The sequence below is a fragment of the Chryseobacterium hilariae genome (genome assembly GCF_051400735.1).
Lineage (GTDB): Bacteria > Bacteroidota > Bacteroidia > Flavobacteriales > Weeksellaceae > Chryseobacterium.
Genome location: NZ_JBLFFJ010000007.1, coordinates 132,021 through 144,878 on the forward strand (window position 1 = coordinate 132,021; position 12,858 = coordinate 144,878).

The following is a 12,858-nucleotide window of genomic DNA, read 5'->3' on the forward strand; positions in this document are numbered from 1 at the left end:
TTTTTACACCTTCTCTTTTTTAAGATTATTAATAAAATAGGAGGGAGTAACCCCGGTTTCTTTCTTAAAGGTGACAGCAAATACTTCTCGAGAGGAAAACCCACAAGCTTCTGCTAAATAACTTATTTTATATTCTCTGTAAATAGGATCTGTACAGAGTTTATTAATTATATAGTTTATCCTCAATTCATTGATATAATTATTGTAGCTCTTCTCTTTATATTGCTTTATGATTTCCGAAAGATATCTGGTATTGGTATTCAGATCATTAGCCAGAGAGGTAAGGCTAAGTTCTTTTTTAAGGAATTTCTGAGACTTTTCAAATTTTTCTAATTTCAATAAAAGGGTTTTGATGGTTTCATCTGTAATGTTAATGCTTCGGTCTATAGCGATATCTGAATTTGGAGTAGTTACATTTGATGATTTTAGATTTGTAATGATTGATTCATACTTATTATGCAGATCTTTCTGTTTTCTTTTCCAGAAAAACCATACGGCAGCCGAGAGCATAAGAATAAGAATGGATATTGTTATTAATATCTTCTTAATGTTGCTGTGATGAATTTCACTTTGCTCCTCTACAATTTGTTTTACCGGAATATTTATAGTTTTCTTTTCTGCATTTACCAAACTATCATTCAGCTTGGTATAGAGATTCATATATTTTTTTGAAATTTCCTTTTCACCCAGCTCTATACAAGATTTAAAGTAGACTTCATAAATATCTCTGCGGATGTACGGGCTATTGACCTGCTTTTCTAATTTTTCTGCCTGTTCAGCGTAACGTTTAGACTCCTCATATTTTTTCTGATCATAGTAAAGCCATGCAAATTCATTTAGGGTAGCAATCTCAAGGTTTTTGTTAGATTTATAGGTTTTATTTTGACATAGTTCTAATGCGTTTGAAAAAAAGATTTCAGCATCCTTTGCTTTATGCATAGCAATACTTGTCTTTCCTAAATTGATGTATGCCAAAATTAGAGAATGATTCTTTTTATTACTAAAATCCTTACTATCATTTACTTTCTTAATAGTTTCAAGACTTTTTTTCTGATAATGAACTACAGAATCTACAGGTGCATTTATATGGGCTGAATAACTTGCTAAACCAATATATATGAGAGATTCCTGATAATATTTATAGTTATCAGACTTTATTTTGGAAACAATATTCAGAGCTTTTCGAAATTCTTTCAGACTCTCATCATTAAAGCCAAGCTCCGTATAGGAGCAAGCTCTAAGCCTGTATGTGTTTGATAATATTTCATGATCCTTCATCTCAATCGCCAACGTCTCCGCTTCTTTACTCAACTCTACAACTTTTTTAAAATTTCCTAAATCAAAGTATTTGGCCATCAAAAAGTTACTGCTTTCCAATATTCCTTTTTTGTATCCTGCATTTTTAGAAACACGATAAATTTCTTCTGAAAGCTGCAAGGCTTTAGCTGGCTGATCTGAAGATAGCTCTTTCGCTGTTTTTATCTCATTATCAATTTTCGGATTATTAATTAACTGACCATGTATTATATTGAAAAATGCGCAAATGATAATGAAAATAAATTTCTTCATAAAGTTCATATAGATTAAAAAAGTAAATGCTAATTTATGATTAAATAAATTACATATTATTAGAATTAATAAGATTTAATTTATCGTACATAAAAAGAGAAAAGTGTAGTATTGCCGTAATTGCCAGATAATGTTCCGAAGCTAATCCTGTTTATTGACACAGATGAATGCCATTGAAAATGTAAACTCATGAATTTTCATTCGTGGATCCTCAATAATTTAGGATTAAACTATAAAAGAGACTGCAGTACTTAAAATGCAGTCTCAGAACCATCTAAAAAATTTTGAATCAATGGAATGTATTTAACTGATCAACAATTCATAATCCTTAACACAATAAAAATTATTTGTAGGAATAATACTCAATGATAACCCTGTGAAGATTGCTTGGAAGAAAGATTCCCGGCACTATACTAAACATTTGTGCTTTTGAATTTATTTATTACATCTATTAACGAATTATAAGCTCAACTTATCAAATGCATAGGCCATAATGTTATGAAGGTATTTTTCCTGATCAGTATTAATAATGGTAGTTGAAATGCTGGTATTTCTAAATACTCCCTCATCCCAAAAGAAAATCACTCTTCCATTTGGCCCGGTAGTCCAAATACCTGCTTGGCTTGCGTTAGCTCCCCCTTCTCTAGCCAGAATTTCAGAGCCCGGCGCTAATTGAGAATTCAGAACTCTACCTGTTGTCTGGGCACCATTAATAACAGTTCCTCCGGCAACCGCTCCAAATACACCACTGGAACCAACTGTTCCTGCAACGGAATAAGATGCCAATCCTCCTGTGCCTACATTTCCGTTACCTCCAAATATCTGAAATGCAGGCGTGTTCCTACCAGAATCGAGAAGAACCATAACAACTCCACCAAGATCTGCAAAGTCTTTTATTTTGGCTACTAATAAAGGGTCCAGATCTACTCCTGCCTGTAAACCAATACAAAAAACATCTACAACCATTTTCAGCTGAGCACCGGTTAAATTCTCCAGTTCTTCTGTTTGATATTGCTGAAAATCAACACCTCCAATCTTATTATATATACCTGCGGGACCATAGTTTACCATACTCTTAAGTTGGGAATTAAATGTAGGAAAGCCGGTGGCTCCCAATGCATACAGATTTGCATCCCACAAACCAGCCCAATATCCTATTGTTATTCTTCTTTTAGGATTTACAGGAGTAGGATTGGAGTTCCAGTCTGCATACCCAAGTACGCCATTAGCATCTGCCACCACCATTTTTGTTGCTATAAATGTTTGATCTTTATTTTCCGATCTTGTTCCGTCTGGTTTTGTAAAAATCGAATTTGCCGTGTTATGTCTTGGCAGTTCTCTTATCCTCTCAATACCATTTACATCTAATGTTTCAGTGGGAGTGCTGGTTTTGATTCCTACCTGAGCAAAAGTCGTTGCAAATAGAAAAATCGATAATAAACTAAATTTTTTCATAAGTGTTTTTAAGTATGTGTTATTACTAAATTTGCGCAAATTTGCATGTTTCAAGAATCAAACGCCAACTATTGTAGTTAGATATTCGGAAAAAAACATGAAATAAATGAAATTTTAATTTTTTTGAGATAAATTATTAACTGTTTTATTAACAGTGTTTTAGTTTTTATTATGATCAACCAGTAAAGATAAATTCCGAAATAAGCTTTGCTTATTTTTCAAATATTACATCTACTCCATTCTATAATTCAGGCTTAAAGGAAGGGAATAATATATTTTGTCATTTAGGAGACATTTATGAGGTCTCTGATATAATAATAAAACAAAGAATAGCAAGATTATTTTTTCCCGAGAAAGTAATTACTGATGAGAAATCTGAATATGTTACCGGAATTTATAAAAAAAATATTTGGAATAAAATTAGAAAAACCTGGGTCAAGAGTAGGAGAAACTTTAGGTAATGATGAGAAGATAAACCATTTTCTAAAAGAAATTTCATTGTTTGCATTTGAACAACAATTGAAAACAATTTAAAGGAATATACATTTGATTTTTTCTCTAAATTTTGGTGTTCGAATCCTGTTAGGTATCGAAGGTAAAGTTTTCAAACCTTTATTGATTTTTTGTTTTAACTAATTAATTTTCAGTATTTTAATTTTTTATAGTAGAATCAACTGAATTTTTTTGGGTTGACACTTTTGTAATGAAAGTCTTAATTTGTTGAAGTCTAACTGTATGAATATGAAGTGTTTAAAAATAAATATGCGCAAATTGTCCTAAATTTGCGCATATTGTCGTTTGTGACCTCGCTGGTAGGCTATCCAAACTATTTTTATAATGATATCGAAAATATTTTACATGTATGTAGTTGAAAATGAGATGTTTACTACTTTGTTCTTTTGGTTTGATTCCTGTTAGTTATCTTCATGGGATTGTGATTTTGAAAATTTGAATATTTGGTTCCAATCAATAGTGCACCTTACTTCCAATTATTTTTATCCGTATTGGTGAGTTTTTTAGTGTTGGTTATTTAGCAACTAGAATTAGTCTTTTCATTAAATAAGAGGAATGATGATATAAAAGTGAGGGATTCGAACTAAACAATTTAAATAACCGATAATATGGTATTTAAATACGATACTCGTCATATTGTCACGAATTTGCCACAACTCTATTAATATTTTAATCTACAAAATCTAACAAAGATTTAAAGAACGTTTTAGTTTTAATACTGCAAATATAACAAGAAAGTTTATTGTGTTTAGTAATGGATATTCCACTGCACCTTTGGAAGGGATACTCTGGTTATTCTTTACAATGTAATTCTTATTTGTAATCCAAAGAATAAAATAAGATGCATAATAATAATAATAATAATAATAATAATAATAATAATAATAATAATAATAATAATAATAATAAGAATAAGAATAAGAATAAGAATAAGGCTTTAACCTAATTTCAACTTTATAACCGAAACTCTTGTATAGCTATCAAGTTTAAACCATCTTCGCTGCTAACGTAGCGATTTTTAGAGATCATAAAAATTAGTCTATAATGCGACATGTCTTTTCGCTACCGGTTTGTAGATTGATCCAATCGAAATCAAACCAACAATTTACTATTCTGAGCAATCAAAAATGAGCTAAATTTTCAGTATATTGTATAAAATATTTAGCCACGATGAATAACCTATTTTACACTATTTTAGGATGGGTTGGCACTGTGACCGCTGTTGCAATGTATGTATCATATATTCCACAGATCAGCAATAACCTCAATGGAGATAAAGGAGATTGGATACAACCTTTGGTCGCATCTATCAACTGTACATTTTGGTTGGTGTATGGTTTGCTAAGAAAACCAAAACGTGACTGGCCGGTTGCAATAGCGAATTTGCCTGGGATCGTATTTGGGTTTACAGCATTTCTTACTGCTTTATAATCTATCCTGGGTTATTCAATTGGGATTGGAAGATTATGCATTTTCAAAAATGAAAGTTTATCCCAATAGCCTCGTTGAAATTTAATTTTCCCATCGATCACATTAAAAAAGCCGCAGCCTCTTAACCCAAGGGGATCTTTCCATTCCAATATTGCCCAATCACCATCTTCGAAAATATTTTCAGGAATACATGTCATTTCAGCATTAATGAATTCAGCTGCAAACATTTCTTGAATAGCAGCCTTACCTTCAACTGGGGTGTTGGCTACCTGGTGATTGATAGCATCCAAATGATATAATTCAGATATCTTATCTGCATCTCCCGCATTAAATAATTCAATCCATCGTTCTACTAGCTCTTTTGGTCTCATTGAATCTAGTTATTTTTTGTTAGGGACAATATACAAATAATTGCAGTAGATAATGTATTCGCATGTGAAGACAATACGAATCATCTTCGCTCGGTTTCTTATGCGGTATCAACAGGGAATAATACTGGTGTATTTTTAAATAATACCATGGACTTGACAGTATGCTATTCAAACTCCTTTTTTACTGATTTAGAGAGTGTTTTTGAGTTATATTGTTGTAATTAAATGTGTTGTGTGTTTTGTTTTTAGTTTGAATTCTGTTGAATTTGTGTTAATAACAACCCGCAATATATGTCTCCATTTTATTATGATTTTTCTAAATCTTGTTTTTAATATATTTGCTAGTATAGACTTATTAGCTCATGAATACTATAACTCAAATAGAGAATGCATTAAAGGCAATTAACCAAGCAAGTTTTCAAACCTTAGTAAATCATTTATTATATTTACAAGGGAATAAATTTATTGGTGCTCCCGGTGCTGTTGTTGGAAAAGAAAAAACAAGTAAAGGGACGCCTGATTCCTTTTTTGTAAATGAAGATAAATATATTTTTGTTGAATGTACTACTAAGGAAAGATTAGGAGAATCAAAATCCTTTTTTGATAAACTTTCAAAAGATGTGGATCATTGTTTTAAGGAAGATATAACGACAATAGAAAAGGAGAAAATAGAAAAAGTCATATTAGCTTGTAATGAAAAAATAAGTGCAGAAGAACATAACCTATTAAATACTAAAGTAAAATCATATAATCCTGGCACAAAGTTCGAGGTTTTAAATATTCAGAATTTACCATTGCTCATATTTGATATTCCAAAATTAGCTGAAGAATATCTTAGCATTCAAATTGTAAAGGGAGATATTTATACACTTGAAGAGTTCCTTTTAAAAACCGAAAAAGGTTTACAGCCATCACTTACTAATGAGTTCATTGGAAGAGAAGACGAACTTAAAAATAGTATTGAGGCTTTAAAGAAATACGATATCTTATTGTTGTCAGGTGGAGCAGGTGTCGGCAAATCTAAATTGGCAGTCAAAATTTTAGAGGAACTTTCAAAGAGATAATTATGTTCCAATCGTTATCCAAAGTTCTGGAGTGTCATTATGGGATGATTACCAACATCTTTTTTTACCTGGAAAACAACATATAATATTGTTTGACGATGCCAATAAATCAATCAATAATCTAAATTATTTGCTGAGCAAAATAGAGGCATCACAATCTTATTCAGTAAAAGTTATAGTAACATCCAGAGATTATGTAAAAAAGCAAGTTTCGGTTACGCTTGATAGTTATTTGTATAAAGAATTTAATATACCTGAATTTAAGGATGAAGAAATAGGGGAAATAATTCTAGCAGCTCTACCAAATCTGAAGTATCATAGTGATATCAAAAGAAAAATAGTGGATTTAGCCAAAGGTAATGCAAGAGTTGCACTAATGGCTACTTATTCTGTTACCCCTGATTCGGAAACCAATTATTTAAATAGTCCTGTATTACTGTATGAAAAATACTTCAAAAAAATCTCTGAAGAAATAGGCATTTTCAATAATCCAATCATTCTTAAATCTCTCGCTATTGTTTCATTCTTTGGTGTTCTCGACAGAAATAATGAAGAATTAAAAACAATTCTATCAAACAAATTTGATATTGACTGGAATGAACTATGGACTGCTATAATGGAACTTCATAACAGTGAAATATTAGATGTTTATTCCAACGAGATAGTTAAAGTATCAGACCAAGTATTAGCAACCTACGCATTCTATAAATGTTTTATTGATCCTAAATCTGCCGTTATAAATTATGCAGAATGGATTGCTACTTTTATAGAAAAATTTTCAAATAGAATCCGTGCTACGCTTATAGATGTGAATAACACATTTATTTACTATCACGTAAGAGATTTAGTATTACCTCATTTGAATGAAGTAATAAAGCAAATAAAATCCGATGAAGAATTATATGCTTTTTACAATTTATTCTGGTTTTACAAAGGTCGGGATTGCCTATTGTATTTGAAAAAATGGATAGAAAACCTTCCACAGGAAGAATATCCTGAAATACTTAAATTTAGTTATGTCCATAATGACCATACCTACGCAACAAAACATTTTGAACTATTAAAAGATTTTTGGAACCATCCTAACGAATTATTCAAACCTTCGATTGAACTGACCTTAGCTGTATTAAATAAACAACCAAGTAGATTGCCCGAAATTTTAAAATTTATTCACGAAGACTTTAAGTACAAATTAGAAGACATAGAACATGGGTATTTGCGGCAAAATTTGCTGTTGGATGTATTGTTAGATGAAAAGCTAGATAATTCTCAAAAAAACTTTGCCAATGGTATTTTTCTATACTTTTCAGAGGCACTCTTAGGTTGGCATTATGATGAATTTCGTTCAGCAAAAGGACACGCATTTACAATTTATAATTTTGATTTATATAAATCAGATGAATTAATGAAATTAAGGGAACGCATTCTTAATCAATTTTATCATTTATTTGAAATCGAAAATGAACAGGTGCAAAAAATACTACATCAAATCATTTATCCGGGTGGGGACATTGACAAAAGTATTTATGTAGATGAATTGCCAATTTATCAAAAACTCATTTCTGAAAAATTGGACAATAAACAATATGCATTGCAAGTTTGTAAGTGTTCTTGCTAAACATTTAACAGAAGCTGGAACTGAATATCCCGAAAACTGGAATGAGTTTATTGAATCTGATGTAAGGAAACTGTCTAAGTTTTTAAAACCGGATTGGGAATACAGAGAGGGAAAATCTATCCAGGAATCTGAAAAGGAAAAAAGACAAGAGTTTGATACTTTTGTGAAAGCAACTGATTGGCAAAGTTTAGAGAAATTTCTTTTAAATACTGATGCTTTGTATAAGCAACAGAAAGACAATAATGGATGGCATATAGAATCAGCAGTTACTGATATTTATATTTCCATAGCAAGAAAGAATAAATCCGAATTTGAAAATGCTTTAAGGCTATTCTTTAGTGGGAGAGTACTTTTTCCGTTACGAGCAACCGTGATAAATATTGCCTTGCTCGAAAATATTATGGCAGGAAAAGAACTTTTGGACATAATGAGCGATTATGAATTTCAAGGAAAACCGTATTGGGAATCTGTATTAATAACAATGTTACCCGAAGGACAAGTCGATGATGTTTTTTTGAAACTTCTAATAAATACTTTTCTAAAGCCTGACGAATATATCTATATCCATCGAATGCTTGACTATCTAAAATATGAAGCAACATTTGAAGAATATAAAAAAGAAAATCCCGAATTAGAAAACCACAATATCATTACCTATCTGACAAGTATCATACTCACTAAAACACGTAAGACAAGGCGTGATTTTGGATTTGATTTTTGTGCTGATTGTTCGTCGTATTTTACTAAACATCTTCAACTTTTAAAAGATGTTTACTGGGCACAATATGAAATAGATTCTCACTTTGACTATGAGGGAAGAGAATTAAAAGTCCTCTTAGATTTGGATAAAAATTTCATCAATGACAATTTAAAAAATGGAAAAATTGGATTGGGATATTCATCCAATTTGAGGTTGGAAAAAATTAACACAAGTACGTTGTGGGAATATGAGGAGTATGAAGAATTGATTGAAGATTTGTTATTGACAGCTTTAGAAAAAGAACAATATACGTTTATTGTTGAAGAAGATATTTATTCTTTATTTAGTTTCAGGGATGTCAATGAGGATAGAACAGAAAAAGTAAAATCACTTATTATTAAACTTACTCAAAAGCATAATAACAATGAAAAGATTGTATTAATGCTTATTGAAGTAGTATATCATAATTTTAATGGTTGGTTTATTGAATATTTCAGGGAATTTCTTCTTATAAATAAAGATGTTACCCTAACAAAGAAGATTAATTTTGGACGAAGTGAAAGTTGGTCAGGTAGTCGAGTTCCTTTAATTCAGAAGAAAATTGAATTTTATCAGGATATTCTAAAAATGATAAATGCACTACCAAACATTTTAGATTATTCAGGGCATATAGATTATTTCGAACAAAAAATAGGTTGGAAGAAAAAGGAAATTGAGGATGAGCAAAGAAAAGATTTTATGGAAGAGTTTTATTATTAAACAAAATACAAAGAAGCTTCTTAATTTAAGTATTATTTAGAATAAGGTTAGTGGAACTCGTCGTTTTTTTATATTTAGTGAATATTAATAACCTAAAATTTTAAGATGAAAATTTCACAAAATGCGGTTGCTTCAATGGAGGTAGGGTTGGAGGATTATAAAATGGGATGCTCCAAGAGGGGAATTTGCACTAAGAAATATTTCTGTTGGGTTGATGCTATCATTTAAAGAGAAGTTACATAGGATGTCCCCAAATGGTAGTGATGATGTGTTTATAAAACAAATAATTAAACCTATAGTCGGAGATGAAGTAGATGATCATTTCAGGAGCTGGGAAAAAAGACAGTTGATATGGGAAAAAAGGATAGATTTGTGTGATTTGCGAATCTTCGACTGAAAAAATAATATATTATATCATAATTTAGTAAAGTAGCAATCATATTAACAGGTTTATATGAAATTTAATCAAATTCAACAAACAGATAAATGGATTGACATTTGGACTTCTTTTTTAGGAATTCAACCACGTAAAGAAATCTTTGAGCAAAATGCATCGAATCATATTGCCTCGCATTTCGATATAAATGGAGAATGGTCCCCAATGCGAAACTTTTTTTTTGAGCGGCTTTGTGCAGCTGAATTTCATTGGTTTTTTGTTCAAGGAGTTGATTGTATGTTTAATGAATTTTATGTTCCTGCTGTTTCATCTTTTTTAAATGGAATAGAAGCTAGCTTAAGAATTACTATATCACAAATTCAAAATCCTCAAAATGAATTCGTTGAATTAACGCCCTATAAGGTATTAAGCAATAATTTGATTTCCGATGCTAAAGAATTAGGGATGCCGATTGAAGCTTTAGCTTTTCCTAATGAAAATGACTTCTTTTTGAAATTACAATCACAAAAGCCAAATTTAACTTCGGTTGAAGTAGTACGGTATAGAAATAATATATGCCACGGTAATATTCTGGAATTTGTGAATACGGAATTAGGACGAGAAAATTCTTTTTTTACACCTGTATCATTAAGAATCCTCTGTTTTGAATTATTGAATGTCAGCGGGCTTTGGGCTGAAAAGTTGGGAAGTTTTAGAAAATCAAACAAGATTTCCCATTATGATCGTAGTTAAAAGACTTAAGAATTATTTTGATATTTTTGTGGGATTCATAAATTTTCTGTACCTGAAAGTACAGTTATGCTGGCTGTGTATCTAGCTGTTCCAGAAGCTAAAAAATACCCGGTAATCCCAAAATACTTCAAATAATGGTATAAGACTTGCAAAATTGTCGGCTAGATATCCTAATAAAGCACCTATGGTTTCTTAATGCGACATTAATCCTGTTGCTCTTTTAATGTGTGTTTAACTACAGCAATTTTCGGGCGTTGGACTTCGATATCAAGCCTATTATTCCCAAAGAGATTATGTGTTTTTTTCAAGTAATTTCTGCACAAATTTTAATTTTCTGCTTCGTGAAAAATCGCTCTTAGCCTCCACTAAAAGAATATCATAAGTTGTTTGTACAAGCTGCGAGGTTTTATTTAAATAATCAGCTGTACAAACAGCATCATGTTCGGCGATATACCAATGAGTACTTAACAGTTCTTCAAGGGCATTTTTTGCACTGTCTGATAAAAAGATTCTACTTATACTAATATGATCTCGTATGTTTTGATAAGCGGCTTCGCCTTTAACACAATTTTCTTTGAAACTTGCTGCATTAGGATCATCTCTATACCAAGACCCAGGCTCTTGGTAATAACTTAATCGATCAGACAGGCTATTGTTCCAAGTGCCGAGATTTTGGAGCAACGTAATATAGCTTTGTTCCCGTACTGACCATTTTGTCGATGAAGCAGTAATAATTTTGTAAATAATGTAAAGTAAACAACCTAATATTCCGGTTATACCATATTTATTTATTTGATCTAGAATTATTTGAAAAATATCTGTCATATAAAGGATATAAAATTAGAAGTATCTGCGTAACGGTTCGACTTGTTTTTCTGGTAGTTCATAAATTGTGTTTTTTACTATTATTTCTTCTTCTGAGACGTCTAAAATATGTTCATCTAAAGTAAGAATATCTTCGAAAGTAAGACCATATCTCAATAAAAGAATATGCCTTTCATTGTCGGTCCCATACTTTATATATTTTGAAAGCTTTATAGCTCTTGGATCTTCATACTGCTCATAATATTTGATAAATGCAGCATAAAATACATCTGACAATTTAAAACCTATCAATTTATCAATGTAGTCATAAGTATCACTAATGATAAAATCGTAATCTACATCCCTTGCTAATATGTTTTTACCATCAAGACTTAATGCATTATAAGGTTGAAGATTTTTATTAGGAAATTCAGTGGGACATTCAGTATACCACTTAGATTGAAGGCGATCTAAAAATATGCGATTATTTTTTTGGAGCCGCCTTAAGTTCGATAAACTAGTGTAACTATACCTATACCAGCAGATATTTTTAAATGTTTTACCATGGACTTTCCAAATAATAATTTTTATTGCAGTATTAAAAACATTTTGTTCACCATGACTTAGTTCACGCCCTAGATAGTTTGAATATATTTCTTCAAATTTATCATATAAGGAATGCTTTTCATTTATATCCTCATTTAAAGTCTCTAAAGATATAATATCATCACCTTCAAAAATGGAGTTTAATAGCTGTTCAATGGTGGTGAAGATATCTTGTGAACTCAGTCTCCTAACCTGATTTTCTGTAAGATTTAGTTCATCATCAAAAGTTTCATTTAAAATTGCATCCTTGAAATCGTTATAATCGTCATCTTTTTCAGGCTCTTCAATATCAAGCAATGATGTGGTTTCCAATTCTTCGTCTTGTACCATTATATTTCTAAAATTTCGTATATTTTTAACTACCACAAAACCATAATCGAATTTATATTCCATTGTTGACCGGCCAGCTCTACCAATTAAGTTTTTCACCGAAAGCGGTTTTGAACCTTCTAATTTATTTAGATAAACAAGATCAAATGGCATATTTACACCTTGCTCCAATGTTGAAGTTGCAAAGCAAATTTTACATAAGCCTGCATTTGTGTATTTTTCAAGAATACTTCTTATTTTTAAAGGCAGAGAGCCATGGTGAATTACAATACCTCGTTTTAAGTAGCTAATAAGTTTGGAATAGTAATCCTTATTTTTATCCGTGTTCCCTCCGGTGTATTCAGTAAGATCTTGTATGTAATCACTTACTATTTCGTCACTGTATTCATTACATAACTTTATGTAATCCTGAAATTCTATAAATACTTTGTTTGTATGTCTTCAAAAGAAAATGGACTTTCTCTTAGGGAGTATTTGTTAGTTTAAAGTTATAATAAAAGTTGATTTCC

General features: G+C 31.0%; 11 protein-coding genes. 6 read left to right on the forward strand and 5 right to left on the reverse strand.

What is annotated here, in order from left to right:
* Positions 1 to 3 precede the first annotated feature (3 nt).
* Positions 4 to 1,569, reverse strand: coding sequence for a tetratricopeptide repeat protein (locus tag ACMGDK_RS18750; RefSeq protein ID WP_436809340.1), 1,566 nt, complete (start codon positions 1,567 to 1,569; stop codon positions 4 to 6).
* A 459-nt stretch (positions 1,570 to 2,028) separates the two neighbouring features.
* Complete coding sequence (locus ACMGDK_RS18755) at positions 2,029 to 3,024, reverse strand: hypothetical protein (RefSeq protein WP_436809341.1); 996 nt, start codon at positions 3,022 to 3,024, stop codon at positions 2,029 to 2,031.
* 381 nt (positions 3,025 to 3,405) lie between these two features.
* Between ACMGDK_RS18755 and ACMGDK_RS18760 the strand changes: the two genes are divergently transcribed.
* Both ACMGDK_RS18760 and ACMGDK_RS18765 read left to right on the forward strand, forming a co-directional pair.
* Positions 3,406 to 3,558 carry a hypothetical protein gene (locus tag ACMGDK_RS18760; protein WP_436809342.1) on the forward strand — a complete coding sequence of 51 codons (153 nt, stop codon included), beginning with the start codon at positions 3,406 to 3,408 and terminating at the stop codon, positions 3,556 to 3,558.
* Positions 3,559 to 4,707: 1,149 nt separating this feature from the next.
* Positions 4,708 to 4,968, forward strand: coding sequence for a SemiSWEET family transporter (locus tag ACMGDK_RS18765; RefSeq protein ID WP_436809343.1), 261 nt, complete (start codon positions 4,708 to 4,710; stop codon positions 4,966 to 4,968).
* An 11-nt stretch (positions 4,969 to 4,979) separates the two neighbouring features.
* Here ACMGDK_RS18765 and ACMGDK_RS18770 read toward each other — a convergent pair whose 3' ends face one another.
* A complete protein-coding gene (locus ACMGDK_RS18770) occupies positions 4,980 to 5,339 on the reverse strand; it encodes a nuclear transport factor 2 family protein (protein ID WP_436809344.1) in 360 nt (119 codons plus the stop codon).
* A gap of 362 nt (positions 5,340 to 5,701) precedes the next feature.
* Here ACMGDK_RS18770 and ACMGDK_RS18775 point away from each other — a divergent pair, with 362 nt between their 5' ends.
* From ACMGDK_RS18775 to ACMGDK_RS18790, 4 genes are all read left to right on the forward strand, one after another.
* A complete protein-coding gene (locus tag ACMGDK_RS18775) occupies positions 5,702 to 6,403 on the forward strand; it encodes a hypothetical protein (protein WP_436809345.1) in 702 nt (233 codons plus the stop codon).
* 31 nt (positions 6,404 to 6,434) lie between these two features.
* Positions 6,435 to 8,021, forward strand: a complete 1,587-nt coding sequence (locus tag ACMGDK_RS18780; RefSeq protein WP_436809346.1) for a hypothetical protein — start codon at positions 6,435 to 6,437, stop codon at positions 8,019 to 8,021.
* Positions 7,990 to 9,480, forward strand: coding sequence for a hypothetical protein (locus tag ACMGDK_RS18785; RefSeq protein ID WP_436809347.1), 1,491 nt, complete (start codon positions 7,990 to 7,992; stop codon positions 9,478 to 9,480). The genes ACMGDK_RS18780 and ACMGDK_RS18785 overlap by 32 nt, the downstream gene beginning before the upstream one ends.
* 454 nt (positions 9,481 to 9,934) lie before the next feature.
* Complete coding sequence (locus ACMGDK_RS18790; protein ID WP_436809348.1) at positions 9,935 to 10,609, forward strand: hypothetical protein; 675 nt, start codon at positions 9,935 to 9,937, stop codon at positions 10,607 to 10,609.
* 291 nt (positions 10,610 to 10,900) lie between these two features.
* On the opposite strand, the gene ACMGDK_RS18795 is transcribed toward ACMGDK_RS18790, so the two are convergent.
* Positions 10,901 to 11,434, reverse strand: coding sequence for a hypothetical protein (locus tag ACMGDK_RS18795; RefSeq protein ID WP_436809349.1), 534 nt, complete (start codon positions 11,432 to 11,434; stop codon positions 10,901 to 10,903).
* 15 nt (positions 11,435 to 11,449) lie between these two features.
* On the reverse strand, positions 11,450 to 12,769 hold the full coding sequence (locus ACMGDK_RS18800) for a helicase-related protein (RefSeq protein WP_436809351.1): 1,320 nt from the start codon (positions 12,767 to 12,769) through the stop codon (positions 11,450 to 11,452).
* Positions 12,770 to 12,858: the final 89 nt, after the last annotated feature.

Coding starts and splice junctions, on each gene's coding strand:
- ACMGDK_RS18750 (WP_436809340.1), bottom strand. CDS start 1,569: ATGAAGAAATTTATTTTCATTATCATTTGCGCATTTTTCAATATAATA.
- ACMGDK_RS18755 (WP_436809341.1), bottom strand. CDS start 3,024: ATGAAAAAATTTAGTTTATTATCGATTTTTCTATTTGCAACGACTTTT.
- ACMGDK_RS18760 (WP_436809342.1), top strand. CDS start 3,406: ATGTTACCGGAATTTATAAAAAAAATATTTGGAATAAAATTAGAAAAA.
- ACMGDK_RS18765 (WP_436809343.1), top strand. CDS start 4,708: ATGAATAACCTATTTTACACTATTTTAGGATGGGTTGGCACTGTGACC.
- ACMGDK_RS18770 (WP_436809344.1), bottom strand. CDS start 5,339: ATGAGACCAAAAGAGCTAGTAGAACGATGGATTGAATTATTTAATGCG.
- ACMGDK_RS18775 (WP_436809345.1), top strand. CDS start 5,702: ATGAATACTATAACTCAAATAGAGAATGCATTAAAGGCAATTAACCAA.
- ACMGDK_RS18785 (WP_436809347.1), top strand. CDS start 7,990: ATGCATTGCAAGTTTGTAAGTGTTCTTGCTAAACATTTAACAGAAGCT.
- ACMGDK_RS18790 (WP_436809348.1), top strand. CDS start 9,935: ATGAAATTTAATCAAATTCAACAAACAGATAAATGGATTGACATTTGG.
- ACMGDK_RS18795 (WP_436809349.1), bottom strand. CDS start 11,434: ATGACAGATATTTTTCAAATAATTCTAGATCAAATAAATAAATATGGT.